Raw genomic sequence first — 22,374 nt, forward strand, 5'->3', positions numbered from 1 at the left:
TTATGAAAGAAAATATACTACAAAAAAAACTAGCCGCAGGCGAAACAGTATTTGGTCCGTTTTGCAAAATGCAAGATCCAGCGATCGTTGAAATAGCGGCTTTGAGTAACTTCGATTTTGTCATTATTGACATGGAACATGGTCCTTATGGAATTGAATCTACCCAAAACATGATTCGTGCTGCAGAGGCTCAAGGTATCACACCTGTGGTTAGGGTGACGGAAAATTCTGAAACGCTTATTTTAAGAACCCTAGATATTGGAGCGAGATGCATTCAGGTACCACAAATATGTACCAAAGAAGATGCTGATAAATTAGTCAAAAGTACTAAGTTCTATCCGAAAGGAGAGAGAGGTATGTGTCGATATGTGAGAGCCGCGGAGTATACAAATATTACAGGTGCTGATCATTTTGGAAAGGCAAATAATACGGTAACAACTATTATTCATATTGAGGGAATGGAAGGAATTGAGAATTTGACAGATATTGTTCAGGTGGATGGTATTGATGTCATATTTCTTGGACCATATGACCTGTCTCAATCTTGTGGTGTCCCAGGAGAAGTAGATCATCCAAAAGTGGTGAATGCTATGAAAGAAGCTGTTGAGACAGCCAAAAAATATGGAAAAGCTGTAGGAACGTTTACAGAATCTCCAGAAAAGGCTAAAATGTGGAGTGATATTGGTGTGCAATATGTTTCCTATGCCGTGGATGTCGGTTTGGTAATGAATGCTTTCAAGGAAATAACCAGTCAACTTAAATAATTAAACTAAAAAACTTAAACAATAATTATGGAATCATCTATGTTTTTACCTTTTTTACTGGTAATAGTAGCAAGTGTTTTTCAAGGTTCATTTGGACTTGGAATGAAATTTATGAACCCTTTGAAATGGGAAGCTTGGTGGCTAGTGCATTCAGCTGTTGCAATGATTTTGATTCCAAGCGCTTGGGCTTATTTTGTAACACCTGATTTATTTAATGTCTTGAGTTCAGCACCTTCTGAAGTTGTTGTAACAGCAATGGCATTTGGTGCCCTTTGGGGAGTTGGTGGAATTTTGTTCGGGAAAAGTGTACCCTATATTGGAATATCACTTACCTATGGTATTGTAATGGGAGTTTGTTCTGCTGCAGGTGGATTGATCCCTTTATTCTCTATGGAGAATCCTAGCGCCATGCCGGAATTTCCATTTATTATCGGTGGGGTTGTAATCATGCTTGTTGGTGTTGCGATCACGGCATATGCCGGAGTTTTAAAAGATAAATTGCAAGGAGGTTCTGGAGAAAAAGTAAATTTGAAAGTAGGACTAATTATTGCGGTTCTGAGTGGTTTTCTTTCAGCATATTTAGCAGTTGGATTTTCCGAAGGAAAAGCGATAGGTGAGTTGGCAAAGAATGCAGGAGCAATAGCAAGAAATAGTAGTTTGGCCATTTGGGTTGTAGTACTTTGGGGTGGATTTGCCATCAATGCTTCGTATGCTATTTTCTTATTGTTTAAAAATAATACTTGGAGTTCTTTTGGAACACCGGATTCAGGGAAAGCTTATGGATGGGCAATAGGCGCGGCCTTTTTATGGTTTGGAGCTTTAGGGATCTATGGACAAGGAGCAACTTTAATGGGTAGGCTTGGAGATGTTATCGCTTGGCCAATTATGCTTGGGCTATCTCTTATTGTAGGAAATGTATGGTCTTATTTAAATAAAGAATGGGAAGGTGCTAAAAAGCCTTTTAATATTATGCTTTTAGGTGTCTTTGTAATTATTATTGCTGTTGTAGTGATGGGGTACTAAGAAAAGTTACATATTTATATAAAGCCGAAGTTTATACTTCGGCTTTTTTTTTGAATATGCTTAAATTGGGTTAAGAAATGCATCTTTTGGAATAAAATCGACTATTTCATTTCGTAACTTGCTTTTAATTTTGTGGATATTAACGATAATATTTTATGATGAATTGTATTAAATCCATTGGGAACTCAAGATTTTTGTTTCTGTCTTTTTTTAGTTTGATATTGCTTGTTGTGCAATCTAGTTTTGCTTTTAAGCCACCAAAACGACCTAATATCGTATTTATTTTGGCTGATGATTTAGGATATGCTGATGTAGGTTTTAATGGTGCTGTAGATATAGTTACACCTAATTTGGATAAACTCGTAGCCAACGGTACGATGTTTACCTCTGCTTACGTTGCGCATTCTTTTTGTGGACCAAGTAGAGCAGGCTTGTTAACAGGAAGATATCCTCATGGAATTGGTTCTCAATTCAATCTAAAAAAAGATTCTAAAAAAGGAATTGATACCAATGAAGTGTTTTTTAGTAAAGTATTGCAGGATGCAAATTATAAAACGGCACTTATTGGAAAATGGCATTTAGGGGAAGAGCATCAGTACCACCCAAACGAAAGAGGATTTGATTATTTCTATGGTTTTTTAGGAGGAGGACACAATTATTTTACTTCTCAATATTTGGATGCTTATGCCAATGGGAATAAATGGGATTACAATCGTCCGTTGAGAGAAAATTTAGAATTAGCAGACGAACCTAGAGATGTTTATTTAACAGATTGGTTTTCTCAAAAAGGGGTCGAGTATATCAATAAATCTGAAGAGCAAGATGAAGATCCGTTTCTTTTATTTATGTCTTATAATGCACCGCATAGTATTTTAGAAGCGAAAGAAAAAGACAAGAAAACACTAGAGGAAAAACCTTATTCTTTCGAATATAAGGATGATAGAAGACAAATTTATGCAGCCATGGTGTATGCTCTGGATAGAGGTGTTGGAGAGTTAGTTGCGGCTTTGAAAAAAAATGGAGAATTTGAGAATACCTTGATCGTTTTTTTAAGTGATAACGGAGGAAGAACGGATAAAGTAGGTATGGCCACAAATACACCACTTAGAGGTGGTAAAGGGGATACTTTTGAAGGAGGGTTTAGAGTTCCGATGTTCTTGCATTGGCCAAATAAAATTCCTGCAGGGAAAGTATATGATTACCCAGTTTCATCATTAGATTTCTATCCTATGTTCGCAGCGTTGGCGGGTACAGAGATTCCAAAAAATAAGGTGATTGATGGAATAGATATCTTGGATGATGTAGTGAAGAATAAAAATGCACGTAAAGGGAAATCAATTTTTGCTATGAGGCATACGGCTACAAATAATAGGGTAGGTGTAAGAAAAGATCAATGGAAATTGTATAGTTCAGGAAATGGAAAATGGAGTTTGTTCAATATCTCTAATGATATTGGAGAAACAAAAAATTTGAGTGCATCACATAAAAATGTGGTAAAAGAAATGGTACAAGAAGCTCATGAGTGGTCAAAAACCCATATTCAACCCGAATTTTTTGACAACGGAAAACTAGAAAAAGCATGGAAATCCAATGGGATGCCGAATTTTTCTAAAACATTCCCTACACAATCAGTAGTATCTGATATTTGGAATGATGAAGTGAATTCTGGATACTTATATCAAAACCCAATGAATAACAATGAGTTTTTACTAGGGTTCAATAGCTCAGTTACAGAAGAAGTTTCGATACATTTATTTGATGAAAATGGATCTCTGATGCAAGTGGAACAAAACATTGTGTCTAGTAATAAAAACCAATTTGGTTTTTCAATTGACTCTGAAATTTCCGAAGGAAATTATATTGTCCGTGTGATGTCTGGTAAAAATGAATTCACAAAAAAAATTAACATTGAAAAAGGAATTTAATTACTTCATGGTTTAAATAGTATATGGATATAGAGGAAACTTTATGTCCATATTTTTTTACAATAAAGAATGGTATACCTTTATTTTAATCTGCTAGAGCTATTATTTACTCACTGCAACATTTCGTATACCTGTAGAAACAAAAAATTAACTAGAAAGCCTGTATTTCGTGATAGGCATTATAAAAATGTATTTAAAATGAAAAAATGTTTATTGATTATTGGATTGCTTATTGGAAGTTTTTCAATCAAAGCGCAAGAAAAACCAAACATCGTATTGCTATTTGTAGATGATTATGGTTGGAGTGATATAGGGTATCGAAATGATTCTTTTGAAACACCAAATTTAGACAAATTAAAAACGGAAGGTTTGGATTTTGAAAGAGCATATATTCCAACGCCAACTTGTAGCCCGAGTAGATTGTCTTTGCTTACGGGGAAAGAAGCGGTGCGATTGCAAATGGTTAGACATATTCATTTAGACCCTAAAAATCCAGATGCAAAATATGGTATGTGGCCAACAGATCCTGTTCAGATGCCTTCTCTAAATTATTTGCCTTTAGAAGAAATTACTTATGCTGAAAGGTTGAAAGAATTTGGGTATTACAATATGTTTATTGGGAAATGGCATTTAGGACATGATGGTAGATATCCGATTGATCAAGGTTTTGATCAAGAATTTGGAGTTACAGATCATGGGCATCCAAAAAGTTATTACTACCCGTTTTTTAAAGGTGGAGATCCTAGAAATTTTATGGATGCATATAAAAAAGGAGACTATCTAACAGACGAATTAACAACAGGTGCGGTGGACTTTATAAAAGGCTATGATAAAAAGGATCCTTTTATGTTATCCTTCTGGTATTATTCTGTGCATGGACCTTCTGTAGGAAGAAAAGATTTGTTGAAAAAATATAAAGAACGTGGTTTTAAAGGGAAATATGCGGATCATCATGCAATGGTAGAAGCAATGGACGAGTCTGTTGGGCGCGTAAGACAGGCTTTAGAGGAAAAAGGTATTGCTGATAATACGGTTATTATAGTTTTATCAGATCAGGGAGGTGCGTATTCTAATGCTCCTTTAAGAGGAGGTAAAAAAGGAGGAGATACTTTGGCTGAAGGAGGAGCAAGAGTTCCTTTTATGATTTATTATCCAGGTGTAACAAAGCCGAATACGGTTTGTCATACACCTGTACAATCCATAGATGTATTTCCTACATTGGTAGAGATAGCTTCTGGTAAAAAATGTAAGGATAAACAAATTAATGGGATGAGCTTGATGCCTATTTTAAAAGGCAATGATCTTAAAAGTAGAAATCTTTTTGGATTTAGAAGTTATGAAGATCAATATGCATCTATCACGAATGGTGATTATAAAATGATAAAATACCACTCAGGGAAATATCAATTGTATAATGTGGTAAAGGATAGATCTGAAGAGAAAAATCTTATAGGAAAAGGATTAAAAATAGAGTCTAAATTAAAGAAAAGTTTAGCAAAGTGGGAGAAAAAGACGGTGCCTTCCTTTGGTCCCGAACAATTAAAAGAAAAATAAAATGAATGTAACAAAAGTTGTATTAGCAGTTGCTGTATTAATAGCAGTAGTTTCTTGTGGAGAGGAACAAACGCAGAATTCTGTTTCTAAAAATAAATTTAAAAAACCGAATATCATTTTTTTATTGGCGGATGATTTAGGATATGGTGAGCTAGGTTCCTATGGTCAAAAGGTCATTAAAACTCCTTTTTTAGATAAGATTGCTTCAGAGGGAATGCGTTTTACGGATTTTTATGCTGGTACTTCAGTTTGTTCACCTTCAAGAGCGGTATTGATGACAGGTTTGCATACTGGTCATGTTGGTATTCGAGGAAATAAAGGGCAATATGCTGATAAGTATGATCGTGTTCCGTTGAAAAAATCAGAAAAAACCATTGGAGAAATGTTGCAAGGTTCAGGATACCAAACAGCGATGATTGGTAAATGGCATCTAGGTATTCCAGAAGATATGAGTACGTGGGCAAAAGGAAGAGGATTTGATTATGCGGTTCAGGAACAATGGGGTGAGTCTGAAAAAGGAATAGAAATTGACGAACGTGTGCATTGGGTAAATAATGATCAAGATTCAATTTTTTACAACTATAATAATTACAAATGTTTGGATGAATTTCGAACAAATTTTGCCCTTGATTATTTAGACTCTAAATCGGATGATAAGCCATTTTTCTTATATATGTCATACCGAATTCCGCATGCACATGAATTTTTCCTAAGTAAAAATGATTTGTATAACGAACATTTAGAGGAGTGGCCTGAAATTGAAAGAAGGCATGCGGCTAGAATTACCATGTTAGATGATCAAATCAAAAGAATGTTTGACAAATTAAAAGCAAATGGAGAATTAGAAAATACTTTGATATTGATCTCTAGTGACAATGGACCTACAAATGAAAATCATCATAGTTATACGTTTTTTAATAGTTCAGGAAATTTAAAAGGATATAAGAGAGATGTATACGAAGGAGGAGTTAGAGTTCCTTTTATTGCTTATTGGCCAGGAAAAATACAACCAGGTGTAAGTAATCATCCCTCTACGTTTTATGATATGATGCCAACCTTAGGAGAAATTGGTAAGGCAGAGGTTCCAAATAAAACAGATGGAATTTCAATAGTTCCGGAATTGTTAGGTGGAAAACAGAAAAAACACGACTTTTTATACTGGGAAATTCAAGAAGGGAGATCTGTAAAAGGTTTTAGACAGGCGACAAGATTTGGTAAATGGAAAGCGGTTAGATATGGAGATAATTATCATACCGAACTTTATAATTTAGAGAACGATTTATTTGAAGAGCATGATGTTTCTTCTAAGCATCCTAAATTAGTTGCCAAGGCAAACGAAATCTTAAAAAGAGAGAGTGTAAAAGACGAACATTATCCAAACTCAGGTGGAGTTTTTAAATAGAACAAAATGAAGAGATTATTTTTTATTACAATTTTAGCTGTCGTTTTTAATTCGGTTCAGGCTCAAAAACAACCGAATATTATTTGGTTGATGGCAGAGGATATGAGTACGGATTTGGAGTGTTATGGTATGCCCGATGTCAAAACTCCTCATTTGAATAAAATGGCAAAAAATGGGGTGTTGTTCAACAATGCATTTGTCACCAATCCTATTTGTTCACCAAGTAGATCCTCTATGATGGTTGGAACACATCAATTAAAAACAAATTCTCAGCATCACAGAAGTAATAGAAATGAACCTTTGGATGAGCAGTTTTTACCTTTTACTAAATTGTTGAGAGATGCTGGTTACACTTGCGTATTAGGACACGAGAAGGTGTATATGTATGGTCAGAAAATAGATGTGAATTTTAAATCAGAGGCTATTGGTCCTTGGGATGGGAAAGAACATTTTGGATTGTTTGATAAAAAAAATACTTTTTCTAAAGAAGATGAACCATTTTTTGCGCAAATTCAATTAAAAGTAACACATAGAGGTCCATGGTGGACAGAAGTTAGAGAAAAATCTACCCACCCTGTAGATACAGAAACCTTAACCTTGCCTCCTTATATGGCGGACCATCCGGCAATTCGTTTGGATTGGGCTAAATACTTGGATCAAGTGGAGTATATGGATGCTGAGGTAGGAATGATTTTTGAGGAATTGGAGGCTAAAGGTATGGCTGATAATACGATTGTTGTTTTTATAGGGGATAATGGAAGATGTAATATCCGAGGGAAAGGTTATTTGCAAGATCCAGGTTTAAGAATTCCATTGATCATCTATAATCCAATGGTCAAAAAGAATGGTTTGGTGACTGATAAAGTAGTTGCCTCTACGGATATAACAGCAACGATAGTTGATTATGCAGGAATTGAAGTTCCTAAATACATGACAGGTCAGCCAATTTTTAACGAAGATTTTGATCGAGAGTATGTGTATGGTGCAAGGGATTTATGGGATGAAATTTTAGAGGAATCAAGATCTGTTTCCTCTGCGGATTGGTCTTATATTAGAAATGACAAACCGGAGATTCCTTATGATGCTCATCAAGCGTATTTGGAGTTTTACAGGCCAGCGGTTCACATCATGAGGGCAATGTATGCAAATGGGGAATTGAACGAATTTCAAAAACCTTTTTTTGAATCAAGCAAGCCGGAAGAGGAATTGTATGATATGAAAAGTGATCCACATCAATTGCACAATTTGGCATACAACCGGGAATACAAAAAAGTATTAAAAAAGTTACGCAAGGAAACAAAACGCTTTGATAAAAAGATGAAACCGGTAAGCGATGTCTATGATCCTTTTATAATGAAAGGACCTGCAATATTAGAATGGCTGCAAAAAGAAATGCCTGCTGAGTATGAGAGAATGAAAGCTGGTGAAGAAATCGGATACAAAAGAATAATAGGCTTGTATAAAAAAGCCCATAAAAAATAAAGGAAAGAAGCATTAGAGATAATGCTTCTTTTTTTTATTAGTTTGATTTAATTATTGTTAGAGTATCGTTTACGCAAACACACATTAATTAGACGTATAGGGACATGCATACTTTTTAAAAAACGTTATTTTGATATAGCTACTTCCTTATACTAAAAAGAAAGGAAGATTAAAATATTACATATGAAACGATTCGCTACCCTATTTTTAAGTTTAGTTCTCATATCTCTATTGAATATTTCATGTGAGAAGAGTGAGATAAATAAAATTAAAATCAATTCAAATTGGAAGTTTAAACTCTTAGAGGAGTCTGAAGTTGCTGATGAAGAATTTTCTAAAAGAGATTTTAACGATTCTGATTGGGAGTTGATAAGTTTACCTCATACTGCACATATAGAACCTTTGGTTGTGAATGATCAATGGCAAGGGATCTGTTGGTACAGAAAAGAGTTTAAACCTTCAAAGAGTACTTCAGATAAAAAAATATTTTTAGAGTTAGAAGCTGCTATGAATCATTCCCAAATTTGGGTAAATGGTGAGCAGGTTGCAATGCATCAAGGAGGATACCTACCCGTAGTAATTGATGTGTCAAAATACATTATTGAGAATCAGAAAAATGTGGTTGCCATTCGTTTGAACAACAGAGATAATGCTATCACAGGGCCAAAGCCTTTGAATAAATTGGATTTTAACATGTATGGTGGTTTGTACCGAAAAGCTTTCTTAAGCATGAAGGAAAAAGTATATATATCACATCCGGTTTTGGCGAACAAAGTTGCGGGTGGTGGTGTGTTTATTCAATTTCCAGTGGTTTCAAAAAAAGAATCAACTGTAAGTATCAAAACACATATAATCAATGAGGAAAAAGAGGAGCGAACGATCCAAGTTGTACAGTCGGTTTATTTTAAAGAACAACTTGTTCTGGAATCAAATTCTAAGGAAAAAACGCTAGAGTCTAATTCAGATTTTGAGTTTAAGGATGAATTAAAAATTTCTAATGCAAATTTATGGTCTCCTAAGAATCCAAATTTATATCATTTGAAAACTGAGGTGTTATCAAATGGAGTCATTGTAGATTCTAAAACAACTCGTTTTGGAATTCGTGAGTTTACGTTCGACAAGGAAAATAAATTATATATCAATGGAGAACGAACGTTTTTAAGAGGAGTAAATCGTCACCAAGAGTATCCTTTTGTGGGTTATGCGCTTTCTGATAATGCCCAATTTAGAGATGCTAAAAAAATAAAGGAAGGTGGATTTAATTATATTCGTTTGTCGCATTATCCTCAATCGCCTGCATTTATGGATGCTTGCGATGAATTGGGAATTGTAGTTATCGATGCTATATTGGGATGGCAGTATTATTTAGACAATGATTTGTTTAGAGAATATTGTTATAACTCTGCGAGAGATTTGATTCGTAGAGATAGAAATAGACCTTCTGTATTGGCATGGGAAGTTTCATTGAATGAAACAAAAATGCCTATTTTCTTTATGGAGAAATTAGATGAAATAGTCCATGCCGAATACCCAGGTGAAAATGTGTATTCATGTGGTTGGATGAATGATGTTTATGATATTTTCTTGCAAGCCCGTCAGCATAGATTGTTGCATCATTATGATGAAGTGCAGCCAAAGCCTTATTCTGTTTCCGAATATGGGGATTGGGAATATTATTCATCAAATGCAGGGTTAAATCAAGACAAACTTTCTAAAACAAAGCGTTTAGAAATGAGTAGTAGACAAGTACTTTCCTCTGGAGAAAAAAACCTTTTACAGCAAGCCCATAATTTACAAGAATCTCATAACGATAATATGGATACGGCGGCCTATTCAGATAGTTATTGGGTCATGTATGATTACAATAGGGGGTATCATGATGAAATAGAATATTCGGGTATTATGGATATCTTTAGATTGCCGAAATTTGGATATTATTTTTATCAAAGTCAAAGAAATTTGGATGATGGGGCTGTGCTAAAAATAGCTTCTTATTGGAACAAAAAATCAAATACTGATGTAAAAGTATTTAGCAACTGTGATGAGGTTTCATTGTATTTGAATACGAAGTTAATCGCTACTCAGGTACCGGATACGAACAAAAACACTACCAATTTAACACATCCACCATTTACGTTTCAAGTGGATAAGTTTGAAGCAGGTGAATTGAAGGCAATTGGTTTGGTGTCAGGAAAAGAAATCATAACAACGGTTGTTAAAACACCCAAAAAACCAAGTGCATTGCGTTTTAGATTAGATGAAAGTGGGAAAGTTCCTCAAGCTGGGGTGAATGACGTTCTGTTTCTATATGTGGATGTGGTGGATGAAAATCAAACAATTGTACAGGATTATTTTTCCGACCTAAAAATAGACTTAAAAGGAAGTGCAGAAATTTTGAATGTTGGGGAGATAGAAATCAAAGGTGGTAGGGCTTCGATATTGTTAAGAGTTGGAGATAAATCTGGTCAAATTAAAATTGATGCTGAGGTAAATAAATTAAAAGCTACATTTGATTTTAAAAGTTTCAAGAATAATTAATATGAAAAAAATAGTTTTTATCCTTTTGTTATTTATTTCTGTTAGCACGCAGGCCAGAGATATTATAAATTTCAATGAAGGTTGGAAGTTCAGTCTTGGTGATATCAAAGGAGCAGAGAAAGCTTATTTTAAAGATGAGACTTGGAGGATTTTAGATCTACCGCACGACTGGAGTATTGAGGGTCAGTATGATATCAACAATCCTATGGGAGGACAATGTGGGTATTTACCAGCAGGATTCGGATGGTATAGAAAAACCGTTAGAGTTCCTAAAGAATGGAAAGGAAAACACGTAGAAATAGCTTTTGACGGAGTGTATATGAATAGCACCGTATGGGCAAATGGAAAAAAATTAGGGGTACGTCCTTATGGTTGGATTTCTTTCTCATACGATATTAGTGATATAGCGAAAGATTCTGAAACGATCACCTTTGCCGTTCGTGTAGATAATGACAAGCAGCCTTCGGCTCGCTGGTATACCGGGAGTGGTATTTATGCGAATACTTGGATAAAAGTAAAAGAATTAATTCATATACCTACTTCTGGCGTTTTTGTGAAGACTACGGGGAATAAAGTTATAATTGAATCAGAGTTGAAAAACAATACATCCGAAAATGAAAAAGTTAAATTGATTTCATCTGTGTTTGATGCTAAAGGGAATTTGGTTTCAAAAACGGATCAAAAATTGAAACTTAAAAAACATATTTTAGATACTGTTCAACAGGAGTTAACACTTGAGAACCCTGCACAATGGTCTGTAGAGGACCCAAATTTATATCGACTTGTTAGTGAGGTTTATAATGGAAAAACCTTAGTTGACAAGGTGGAAACAAAATTTGGAGTAAGAGATGTTGCGTGGAAACCAAAAACAGGAATGTGGATCAACGGAAAGAATGTGAAGCTGCAAGGAGTTTGTAATCATCAAGATGCAGGTGCATTAGGTGCTGCCGTTCCTGATAAAATTTTAAGATATAGAATTCAGCAACTAAAAGACATGGGTTGTAATGCAATCCGAACCGCTCACAATCCTCAAACACCTCAGTTTTATGAGATGTGTGATGAAATGGGGATGCTTGTGATGGATGAGATATTTGACGGTTGGATGAAAAAGGCAGCCAATGATTATGGTGCGCATGCTTTTGATGAATGGTGGAAAAGAGATCTTTCTGATTGGATTAAAAGAGATAGAAATCATGCATCGGTTGTGATTTATAGTGTGGGGAATGAAACACATGGTGAGGTAGGAGCTGATTTAGTAAAGGCCTGTCATGAATTGGATGCTACTAGGCCTGTTACTTCGGGCCACTCAGGATCTGAATATATGGATGTGTTTGGAGTGAATGGAAGTAGTGAAAAAATGGGCTGGTTTGATACCCTTGAAAAAGAGAGAGTATTTATCGGTACTGAAAATACACATACTTGGCAGGTAAGAGGTTTTTATAGAACCAAAACTTGGTACAGGGATGGATATCCAAACAAAAGACAACAGCCTTATGAATATCCTGATTTGACAAAAGAAGAAGTATTTACTTATGATTGGACGGGAGCTTCTGGAAAACAAAATTACAAGCAAATATTCAACTCTAGCTATGATAATGCTATGGTGCGTTTGACTTCTAGACAGAATATTGAGAAGTTAAGAGATATACCAAATTATGCAGGCTCTTTTAGATGGACTGGACATGATTATATAGGAGAAGCTACGTATGTTCATGGTGGTTGGCCTTTCAAATCTTTTATGGGTGGGGCGATTGACATGGCAAACTTCGAAAAGGATTTGTATTATTTGTATCAAAGTCAATGGACCATCAAGCCCATGTTACACGTTTTTCCGCATTGGACACATCCAACAATGAAATTGGGAACTGAAATTCCAATTTGGGCCTATACCAATTATGAAGAGGTGGAATTGTTTTTAAATGATGTGTCTCTTGGTAGAAAAAAGCCTGGTAGTAAATGGAATGAAATGGCTTGTCAATGGTTGGTACCATGGCAACCAGGAGAACTGCTAATTGTTGCATACGAAAATGGAATAAGGGTTACTGAAAAAAGTATTAAAACAGCTGGATCTCCGTCAAAAATTGAATTGTCGATTGATGGAGAATCGTTATCGAATGAAAAACACGACATTGTTCAAGTTCGTGTTGCTACAACAGATGCTGAAGGTAATTTTTATCCTTATGGAGAAAACAGAACGGCCTTTTCTGTAATAGGAAATGGAAAAATTCGTGCGTTAGATAATGGAAGTCCGATAGATGTTGAAAAGCATTTTGAAGCAAAAGATAGGATTGCATTTTTTGGTTTGACAAGAGCATATGTGGAATCAACTTCAAATATTGGCGGAATTACATTGTTGGCAAGTTCTATTTTAGGAGAAAAGAAACGAGTGAGTTCTAATTTAGTTAGTATTGATGTAAAAACTATTGGTTTGCGTGGAGTCAAGGCCGAAGGGAAATTAAAAGTGTATTATACAACCGATGGGTCAAGACCGACAACGAAATCACGCGAGTATAACAAGCCTTTTGCGGTTGAAATGGGTACGGTAGTCAAAGCCATAGTTATCTATGGTGGGACAGTGCAATATTTAGAAGAAAGTTTTGAGGAAGGTGAAGGTTTTGTATGGGACGCAAAAGCTTTGGCCGCTGTGCCTGGTGGTGATCAAGCAGAAGATGCTTCTTATAATGATGCGATCGTTTCCAATAAAGGAAAAGGTTTTACCGGAAAAGGTTATGTAGATTTTGGAAGAAATAGTGGAGGTTATATTGAATGGTATCAAGAAAATGATGGTAGCGAAGGGGAGTTTGAATTAGAAATTCGATATAGTGCCTTGAATAAAATTAGAGAAGAATACAAAGTATTGCTAAGCATAAATGATGAAAGCAAAGAGATTAAACTTCCTGCTACTGCTAAATATAGAACAGTTTGGGATGTGTATAAAGTAAATGTTACTTTGGGTAAAGGAGCAAATACAATTAGAATAACCACCTTAGAAGATGATGGCTTGTCTATTGATGCTTTGAAAGTAAATTGATATACTTGCATTGCAAAAAGTTAAAAATTGAATTATGATTACATTGTTTGTTTGTATTGGTATCTTAATTGCAGGATATTTTATTTATGGAAAGTTCGTTGAAAAAACATTTGGTGCTGACGCAAATAGAATCACACCAGCGATTAGCAAACAAGATGGAGTAGATTTTATTCCAATGAAGTTGAGTAAAATATTTTTAATTCAATTTTTAAATATTGCGGGACTAGGTCCAATTTTTGGAGCCATTGCCGGAGCTTTATGGGGGCCAGCTGCATTTCTTTGGATTGTATTCGGATCCATCTTTGCAGGTTCTGTACATGATTATTTTTCAGGAATGTTGTCGATGAGACATGGAGGGCAAAGTATTCCTGAGATTGTTGGACGGTATTTAGGACAAGGTGTAAGACATTTTATGCGTTACTTTTCGGTCGGACTTTTGATTATTGTTGGAGTGGTGTTCGTCAAAGGACCTGCTTCAATTTTACAAGAATTGACTGGTTTCAATGTAACTATTTTAATATCGGGAATATTTCTATATTATATTTTAGCAACCTTAATTCCTATTGATAAATTGATCGGTAAAATATATCCAATTTTTGGTATGTGCCTTCTGGTAATGGCGGTTGGTTTGTTTTTTACTTTAGTTTTAGGAGATTATACGGTACCTGAATTAACGATGGATGCATTTACAAATATTCATGACAATCCAGAAAAATATCCTTTGTTTCCTATGTTGTTTGTTACCATAGCCTGTGGTGCAATATCAGGTTTTCATTCTACCCAATCCCCTTTAATGGCAAGATGTATTTCTAACGAGATGGATGGGAAAAAAGTGTTTATGGGAGCTATGATTACCGAAGGAATTGTGGCATTGATATGGGCGGCAGTTGCTATGGCATTTTTTGGTGGAATAGAGCAGTTAGCGGAAACTATGTCAGAAGAAGGTCATAATGCTGCATGGGTAGTTAATATCATTTGCAATACTATGCTCGGGAAAATAGGAGGGGTTTTAGCCATCTTCGGTGTGGTTGCTGCACCAATTACTTCAGGGGATACTGCTTTTAGAAGTGCAAGAATAACGATTGCAGATTCATTCAATATAGACCAAAGCAAACTGATTAAACGATTGTATGTAACGATTCCAATGTTTGTCATAGCCTTTGTTTTGACAAAAGTGAATTTTGCAATTATATGGAGGTATTTCGGTTGGTCTAATCAAGTATTGGCAACAATCGTTTTATGGGCAGCAACAGTTTATATGAAAGATAGGGGCAGCAAATTTATCTTCGTTTTGATTCCTTCGGCATTTATGACTACCGTAATTATTTCCTATATTTTAGTGGCACCAGAAGGTTTTGGTTTGTCATACGCTGTATCTGTGGGTGTTGGGGTTTTAGTAGCAATAAGCCTTTCTATATGGACGATAGTTTCTAGAAAAAATAATACTTCCCATAAAGAAGTTGCTTGATAAAAAATAAATGTTGATTTATAAAAAGGTTTCAGTATTCACTGAAACCTTTTTTTGTGGAATAAGATGCGGGTTTTATCTAAAGAGACAAGGTTTAGACTTGCAAAGACACTTGTAAGATTCTTTGAGGTTAATTTTACAGTAAATAGATGTAAATTAGAATATAATGAGAAAAGTAATTTTTTGTATTTCATTGGTGTTGAACATATTTTCTATACAAGCTCAGAAAGTTGTAAAACCAAATATTGTTGTTTTGATGGCAGATGATATTGGTTTAGGCGATATCAGTTTTTACCATAAACAAAGTTCAAAAACGGCTCCAGCGGTAATGACACCAAATATTGATAAATTAATATCAGAGGGGATGCGCTTTTCTGATGCACATTCACCTGCTTCTTTATGTGCACCTACTAGATTTTCTATGATGACAGGGAATTATTCTTATAGAAATCAAAAACCTTATGGAGTTTGGACAGCAAACGCAGATGCTTTGATTGATAAAAATAACTTTACAACCGGGGCTAGAATTGCGAAAAAAGGTGGTTATAATACTGCGTTTTTTGGGAAATGGGGATTTGGAGGTTCTTGGATAAAAGGGAAAAAGGTAGATTATAAAAAGGAGACTGGAGGGGCACTTAGCTATGGTTTTGATTATGCTGTAGAACTGCCTGAGGGAATTCAAAATAAACCTTTCGCTTTTTATGAAAACAGGGAATGGATGAAAATAAAATCAAATTCTGTTTTAAAAGAAATTAATTCGGTTCAGAATGGCTATAAGTTTTCTAAAAAACATAATGATCGAGGAGGAATCGGAGATTCTAATTGGGATCCAACTGAAGCCGGAGGGATTTTAGTGGATAAAACGGTAGCTTATATCAAAAAACAGAAGGGTTCCGAAAAACCATTCTTTTTATACTATTGTAGTCAAGCAGTACATATTCCTCATACGCCACCTGCAATGCTAGATGGTAATAAAGTAGCCGGGACAACTCCTGGAGTTCATGGTGATATGATATATGAGTTAGATATTCAGGTAGGAATGATAATAGAAGCTTTGAAAAAGACTGGTGCTTATGAAAATACACTCTTTGTTTTTACTTCTGACAATGGAGGTTTGTCTTTTGATCAAAATATGAAAAAAGCGGGGCACGATACCAGTAATGGGTTAAATGGAAGTAAAGGATCTATTTATGAAGGAGGGCATAGAGTCCCTTTTATTGCTGTATGGCCAGGGGTTATACAAGCAAATTCTATTTCTAATGAACCTGTAGTTGGTCAAGATATGGTTGCTACAATTGCGGCGTTGTCACAACAAAAGTTAGATATATCGAAGGTTTTTGATTCAGCAAATTTATTGCCTTATTTTAAAGGTGAAAAAACAGAAAAACCAGCACATATTTATCTTATGCATCAGTCAAAAGGTGGTCCGACCTATGCTATTCGAGATGGGAAATGGAAACTTATTTTGAAAGGAAAAAAACCTGGTGTTTTAGAGAATTTAACTCCGATTGAATTGTATGATTTAGAGTCCAATTTATTTGAAGATTCTTCTAGGAATTTAATAGAAGATTCAAAGCATAAAAATAGAATAGAGAATATGATGAAAACCTATATTGATGTTAGGGTTTCTAAGGTTACAACAGTTAATTAATTGCTATCAAAGGAATAATATCGGCTAGGTTAGAGCTAAGATAATTCAGTAATTTACTTTTTGAAAACAATATTGAGAATATGAAAAGAATATTTAAAACAGTATTAATAACCGTATTTTGGTTAGCAGCTTTTTCTCTGTACAGCCAAACGAGAGAAATCATTTCTTTTAATGATAGTTGGCGATTTGCTCGTTTTGGAGCAATGCCAGATGGGACAACGCTTGCTGAACCTGAGAATATGGATGAGGTTGATTTTGATGATACTTCTTGGCGAGTTTTGAATTTACCGCATGATTGGGGGATTGAAGGACCTTTTAGAGCAGATTTACCCAATCAGACAGGGAAGTTGCCTTGGGCTGGGATAGGTTGGTATAGAAAAGAATTTACAGTTTCAGAGAACGATGTTACAAAAAAGATTTTTGTAGAGTTCGATGGAGCGATGTCAAATACGAGTACTTGGATAAATGGTGGTTATGTTGGTGATTGGGCTTATGGTTATTCTTCTTTTGGTTTTGATATTTCTAGATATTTAAAAGAAGGAAAGAATACGATCGCAGTTCGATTGGATAACAAAGAAAATTCATCACGTTGGTATCCTGGTGGAGGAATTTACAGAAACGTTAGATTGGTTAAAACCAATAGTACTTATGTTGCACAATGGGGAACCTTTGTTACCACGCCAAAAGTGTCAGCAGAGGAAGCATTGATTCGAATTGAAACAGAAATTTCTGGAGATACTCAAGGCTTGGAAGTGTTGCATGAGGTTTTTAGAAAAGGAGAAAAATCTAATATAATATCAGAACAAAAGGTTTTTTATTATGAACCGAGTCTTATTAAAATTACAAATCCAGCTCTTTGGGATTTAGAAAATCCGAATTTGTATTCGGTAAAGACATCACTAATTAAAAATGGAAAAGTTGTAGATGTGTACAAGACTGATTTTGGAATTAGATCTATAAAATATACCAAGGATGGTTTTTTCTTAAATGAGAAAAAAGTGAGAATGAATGGTGTTTGTCAGCATCATGATTTAGGTCCATTAGGAGCAGCGGTAAATGTGAGAGCCATTGAAAGACAAATTGAAATATTAAAGTCATTTGGAGTCAATGCAATACGAACATCACATAATCCTCCGGCACCAGAGTTTCTAGAACTGTGCGATAAAATGGGGGTATTAGTTCAGGTAGAGGCGTTTGACGTTTGGGCTAAGAAAAAAGTCGATAATGATTATGCAAGTTTGTTTGGTGCTTGGCATGAACGAGATTTGGTAACCATGGTGAAAAGAGATAGGAATCATCCTTCGGTGGTAATGTGGAGTACAGGAAATGAGTTGATCGAATTAAGAGAAGGCAATGATGCTCCGATGGCAGCAAAATTGGCAGATATTATTCGTTCGGTAGATACTACAAGACCCACAACTTTTGGGAACAGCCGACCGGAAGCCGCAACGAATGGATTCCAGAAAACGGCTGATGTTTTTGGATTCAATTACAAGCCTCATATGTATGAGCAGTTTAGAAAAGAAAATCCAAATTTACCCTTATATGGAAGTGAAACGGCATCTACAATAAGTTCCAGAGGTGAATATTTTTTTCCGGTAAATTTTGATAATAAAAAAAGCGGTAATGGTGGCTACTTTCAAGTGAGTAGTTATGATTATTCAGCACCTAATTGGGCATATAGACCAGATCTTGAGTTTGAGGCACAAGATAAATTTCCATGGGTTTTTGGAGAGTTTGTATGGACAGGGTTTGATTATATTGGAGAGCCTACACCCTATAATAAGGATAAAACAAATTTATTGAACTTTTCTGATCCAGCTGAAAAAGCAAGGATGAAGGCAGAACTGGCAAAAATGGGGAAACAAATACCCCCTCGAAGTTCTTATTTTGGAATTGTTGATTTATGTGGGTTTCCGAAAGATAGGTTTTATTTATATCAATCCAAGTGGAGACCAGAATTACCCATGGCTCATATTTTACCTCATTGGAATTGGCCAGAAAGAGTAGGAGAGGTGACTCCAGTTTTTGTCTATACTTCAGGCGATGAAGCGGAATTATTTTTAAATGGAAAATCTTTAGGAAAGAAAAAGAAGGGAGAGTATGAATATAGATTGATTTGGAAGGATGTTCTTTATGAAAATGGAGAATTAAAGGTTGTTGCTTATAAAAATGGCAAACCTTGGGCTAAAGATATTGTAAAAACGACTGGCAAGTCTAATAAGGTACTTCTTGAAGCGGATAGAAATGAGATTGACTCAGACGGTCAGGATCTGTCTTTTGTTACGGTAAAAATAGCGGATAGAAAAGGAACGATGGTACCAAGAACTCACAATTCGGTTAGTTACCAGATTTCAGGACCCGGTGAAATAATTGCGGTTGGAAATGGAGACCCAACAAATCACGAATCTTTTCAGGTAACTACTCGCAAAGTTTTCAATGGAATGGCTTTGGTGGTAGTTCGCTCAAAAAAAGGGGAGAAAGGAATTATAAAGCTAACCGCAACTTCCAAAGGATTGAAATCAAAAAACATAAAAATAACGGTGAAATAGGCATCGAAATAAAGAGAGATAAATGAAGAATTACAAATTTTTAGTAGTGGTTTTCCTTGTGTTTATAGAGGTAATAAATGCACAAAAGAAACCGAATGTATTGTTTGTTGCTATTGATGACATAAATGATTGGATCGGACCGTTGGGTGGAAATCCTCAGGCAGTAACTCCAAATATGGATAAATTTTACAAAGAGGGAGCGATGGTTTTTAAAAATGCTGTGTGTGCTGCGCCTATTTGTGGACCCTCTAGATCAGCAATTTTATCTGGGTTTTTGCCAAGTGCAAGTGGGGTGTATGGAAATGCCCATGATATGTTGTATTCTGAAGTGGTACAAAGGAACGCAACCTTACCAGAATACTTTTCTAAAAATGGTTACCACACCTTATCTAATGGGAAAATATTTCATAAACATGGCACAAAAAATGGAAAAACCGATTTTGGATCTTGGGCTTATGATGAATTTGCAAGAGGTAGAAGGTATAATAATGACAAAGCAAATAGTAAATACCTTACTTCTTCAAAAGCTGGAATTATTTCTGGTAAAAAGAGCCCAGAATTTATTTCAAAGAAAAGTAAATTAAGTTGGGGATCAACAGTAGATACCTTTGAAGAAACAGTAGATTATGCCGTTGCAGATTGGGCAACGAAACAACTTGAAAGAGAATTTGATAAACCATTTTTTATGTCGGTTGGTTTTATAAAACCGCATTTGCCATGGTTTGTTCCACAAGAATTTTTTGATATGTATGATATCAATAAAGTAATTGCTCCTGAGATAGATGAAACGGATTTGTTGGATATCAAAACACCAAAGGGGAAACAGGCCTTTTATGCAACTGGAGAATACAAGTGGGTAAAAAAACATGGTTTGGAAAAGGAGGCTACAAGAGCTTATTTGGCAAGTATTTCTTTTGCAGATAGATGCTTAGGCTTGGTTATGGATGCTCTTGAGAAAAGTGGTCATGCAAAGAATACCATCGTTGTTATTTGGGGAGATCATGGATGGCATTTAGGCGAGAAGGAAAGATATCTTAAAAGTACCTTATGGTCTGAGGTAATCCATACACCTTTATTGGTCAGATTACCAGGCATGAAGAAAGGTCAGTTAGCGACTCAACCTGTATCTTTATTAGATTTATATCCTACTTTGGTAAGCTTATGTGATTTGCCTGCTAAAAAGAATATTGAAGGTCATGATTTTTCAGGGATATTGAAAAATAAAAAATCAAAATGGAAGCACCCTGGAATTACAATTTCTGCAACGGGGACTTCTGTATTGACAGAAGAATTACACTATATCGGTTATCTAAATGGTACTCAAGAATTATATGATGTAAAAGCTGATCCATTGGAGAAAAAGAATTTAATAGAGGATAAAAGATATAAGCAAGAAATTGAACAATTAAAGTCTTATGTACCTGTAACTAGAAAAAAGGCGAGCAAAGAGCATTATGGGAAAGTCAAAAACTATGTAGATGCTGATCAAGATGAAACCATTAAACAACACAGAAAATTATATGAATTACAATAGTCTATAAAAAATATATAATAATGAAAAATAGAGTAACGCAATTAAATTTATTGATAATGATTCTGCTCCTAGCAATAGGAACGAGTTGTTCGCCGACTTCAAAATCTAAAAAAGAAACCGTAAACAAACCAAATATCTTATGGATCATTGCCGAAGATTTATCTCCGTTTATGGGGTGTTACGGAGATTCTATAAACGCGGGTCATACACCAGTAATTGATCAATTGGCAAGTGAAGGGGTTTTGTTTAAAAGAGCCTATGCCACGGCTCCAGTTTGTTCTGCAAGTAGGTCTGCTATGATTACTGGAATGATGCAAACAACTACTGGTACTCACAATCATAGATCTAGTAGGTATACAAATGGAGAAGTGGTTCCAGAGGAATTGAGAATTAGATTGCCAAAGGGATTGAAAACGATTCCGGAGTTAATGAAAGAAGCAGGATACTTTACATTTAATAGTGGTAAGGACGATTATAATTTTCACTATGATAGAAGAGCTTTGTATGATACAGGAACCAAGGCAGAATATGTTGCCGGTATGAATGGATGGCAAGGAAATTTTGCCGTAGATTATATGTCATACAAAGTTGGTAATTGGTCTGATAGAAAGGATAAAAATCAGCCTTGGTTTGGTCAAATGCAATTGATGGGAGGAAAAAAAGATTCAAAGTACGTAAGAGGAGGAGAAAAATTGGCAACGAATGATGTTCCTTTGCCTCCTTATTTCCCAAATATAGAGTCGCAACGAAAAGCATGGACTGATCATTATAATGCCAATCGAGGGTCTGATGTGAAAGTAGAAGAATTATTGGCTCAATTAAAAGCTGATGGTGAATTGGAAAATACAATTATATTTTTCTTTTCTGATCATGGAAGTAATACTTCTTTAAGACACAAACAATTTTGTTATGAAGGTGGAATGCAAGTTCCATTAATGATCAAGGGGGATATACCTAGTTTAAAAGCCGGTGAGGTTAGAAATGATTTGGTTTCTTTGTTAGATGTTTCTGCCACCACATTAGCCATGGGAGGTGCAGAAATGCCAGCATATTTAGATGGTCGTGATTTGTTTGCAAAGGATTTAAAGGAGGAATATTATATTATTGGAGCAAGAGATCGTTGTGATTATACAATTGATAGAATCCGTACAGTGGTTTCAAAAGATTTTAGATACATCAAAAATTATTTTCCAGAAAGACCTATGATGCAAGCGGGTTATCGTGATAAAAAGCTTATCGTAAAAGATTTAAAAAAGTTACATAAGGAAGGAAAACTGACACCCTATCAAGATGCTCATTGGTTTGGAGTAAAGCCGGTAGAGGAATTGTATGATTTGAAAAATGATGTGCACCAAATGAATAATCTGGCTTTAGATCCAACTTATTCTAAGATATTGGAGGAACATAGAACCGTATTGAGTCAATGGGAAGAAAAGACAGATGATCAAGG

At 35.3% G+C, this 22,374-nt stretch carries 13 protein-coding genes; all 13 read left to right on the forward strand.

The window, feature by feature from the left end:
- Window positions 1-2 precede the first annotated feature (2 nt).
- The gene (locus P8H68_RS00795; protein WP_300320354.1) at window positions 3-764 is read left to right on the forward strand and encodes an aldolase/citrate lyase family protein; all 762 of its coding nucleotides are present in this window, start codon (window positions 3-5) and stop codon (window positions 762-764) included.
- A 27-nt stretch (window positions 765-791) separates the two neighbouring features.
- The gene (locus tag P8H68_RS00800) at window positions 792-1,787 is read left to right on the forward strand and encodes an L-rhamnose/proton symporter RhaT (RefSeq protein WP_300320357.1); all 996 of its coding nucleotides are present in this window, start codon (window positions 792-794) and stop codon (window positions 1,785-1,787) included.
- A gap of 158 nt (window positions 1,788-1,945) precedes the next feature.
- A complete protein-coding gene (locus P8H68_RS00805) occupies window positions 1,946-3,712 on the forward strand; it encodes a sulfatase-like hydrolase/transferase (RefSeq protein ID WP_300320360.1) in 1,767 nt (588 codons plus the stop codon).
- Window positions 3,713-3,910: 198 nt separating this feature from the next.
- Window positions 3,911-5,266, forward strand: a complete 1,356-nt coding sequence (locus P8H68_RS00810) for a sulfatase (protein ID WP_300320363.1) — start codon at window positions 3,911-3,913, stop codon at window positions 5,264-5,266.
- A gap of 1 nt (window position 5,267) precedes the next feature.
- Window positions 5,268-6,668 (forward strand): arylsulfatase, encoded by a 1,401-nt coding sequence (locus tag P8H68_RS00815; RefSeq protein WP_300320367.1) that lies wholly within the window; start codon window positions 5,268-5,270, stop codon window positions 6,666-6,668.
- A gap of 6 nt (window positions 6,669-6,674) precedes the next feature.
- A complete protein-coding gene (locus P8H68_RS00820; protein ID WP_300320370.1) occupies window positions 6,675-8,150 on the forward strand; it encodes a sulfatase in 1,476 nt (491 codons plus the stop codon).
- A 183-nt stretch (window positions 8,151-8,333) separates the two neighbouring features.
- Window positions 8,334-10,688 (forward strand): glycoside hydrolase family 2 TIM barrel-domain containing protein, encoded by a 2,355-nt coding sequence (locus P8H68_RS00825; RefSeq protein WP_300320372.1) that lies wholly within the window; start codon window positions 8,334-8,336, stop codon window positions 10,686-10,688.
- Window position 10,689: 1 nt separating this feature from the next.
- A complete protein-coding gene (locus tag P8H68_RS00830) occupies window positions 10,690-13,719 on the forward strand; it encodes a glycoside hydrolase family 2 TIM barrel-domain containing protein (protein WP_300320374.1) in 3,030 nt (1,009 codons plus the stop codon).
- Between the two features lie 34 nt (window positions 13,720-13,753).
- Window positions 13,754-15,187, forward strand: a complete 1,434-nt coding sequence (locus P8H68_RS00835) for a carbon starvation CstA family protein (RefSeq protein WP_300320377.1) — start codon at window positions 13,754-13,756, stop codon at window positions 15,185-15,187.
- A gap of 166 nt (window positions 15,188-15,353) precedes the next feature.
- A complete protein-coding gene (locus tag P8H68_RS00840; RefSeq protein ID WP_300320380.1) occupies window positions 15,354-16,838 on the forward strand; it encodes an arylsulfatase in 1,485 nt (494 codons plus the stop codon).
- Window positions 16,839-16,918: 80 nt separating this feature from the next.
- Window positions 16,919-19,390 carry a beta-galactosidase GalB gene (gene galB, locus P8H68_RS00845; protein ID WP_300320382.1) on the forward strand — a complete coding sequence of 824 codons (2,472 nt, stop codon included), beginning with the start codon at window positions 16,919-16,921 and terminating at the stop codon, window positions 19,388-19,390.
- A 22-nt stretch (window positions 19,391-19,412) separates the two neighbouring features.
- Complete coding sequence (locus P8H68_RS00850; RefSeq protein WP_300320385.1) at window positions 19,413-20,924, forward strand: sulfatase; 1,512 nt, start codon at window positions 19,413-19,415, stop codon at window positions 20,922-20,924.
- A 20-nt stretch (window positions 20,925-20,944) separates the two neighbouring features.
- Window positions 20,945-22,374 (forward strand): sulfatase (locus tag P8H68_RS00855; protein ID WP_300320388.1); only part of this gene is annotated, 1,430 nt, incomplete at its 3' end.

Origin of the sequence: Flavicella sp. (assembly GCF_029238425.1) — a bacterium.
Classification (GTDB): Bacteria; Bacteroidota; Bacteroidia; order Flavobacteriales; family Flavobacteriaceae; genus Flavicella.

Excerpts from the sequence above, each read along its gene's own strand:
- P8H68_RS00795 (WP_300320354.1), top strand. The coding sequence starts at position 3 with ATGAAAGAAAATATACTACAAAAAAAACTAGCCGCAGGCGAAACAGTA.
- P8H68_RS00800 (WP_300320357.1), top strand. The coding sequence starts at position 792 with ATGGAATCATCTATGTTTTTACCTTTTTTACTGGTAATAGTAGCAAGT.
- P8H68_RS00805 (WP_300320360.1), top strand. The coding sequence starts at position 1,946 with ATGAATTGTATTAAATCCATTGGGAACTCAAGATTTTTGTTTCTGTCT.
- P8H68_RS00810 (WP_300320363.1), top strand. The coding sequence starts at position 3,911 with ATGAAAAAATGTTTATTGATTATTGGATTGCTTATTGGAAGTTTTTCA.
- P8H68_RS00815 (WP_300320367.1), top strand. The coding sequence starts at position 5,268 with ATGAATGTAACAAAAGTTGTATTAGCAGTTGCTGTATTAATAGCAGTA.
- P8H68_RS00820 (WP_300320370.1), top strand. The coding sequence starts at position 6,675 with ATGAAGAGATTATTTTTTATTACAATTTTAGCTGTCGTTTTTAATTCG.
- P8H68_RS00825 (WP_300320372.1), top strand. The coding sequence starts at position 8,334 with ATGAAACGATTCGCTACCCTATTTTTAAGTTTAGTTCTCATATCTCTA.
- P8H68_RS00830 (WP_300320374.1), top strand. The coding sequence starts at position 10,690 with ATGAAAAAAATAGTTTTTATCCTTTTGTTATTTATTTCTGTTAGCACG.
- P8H68_RS00835 (WP_300320377.1), top strand. The coding sequence starts at position 13,754 with ATGATTACATTGTTTGTTTGTATTGGTATCTTAATTGCAGGATATTTT.
- P8H68_RS00840 (WP_300320380.1), top strand. The coding sequence starts at position 15,354 with ATGAGAAAAGTAATTTTTTGTATTTCATTGGTGTTGAACATATTTTCT.
- galB (WP_300320382.1), top strand. The coding sequence starts at position 16,919 with ATGAAAAGAATATTTAAAACAGTATTAATAACCGTATTTTGGTTAGCA.
- P8H68_RS00850 (WP_300320385.1), top strand. The coding sequence starts at position 19,413 with ATGAAGAATTACAAATTTTTAGTAGTGGTTTTCCTTGTGTTTATAGAG.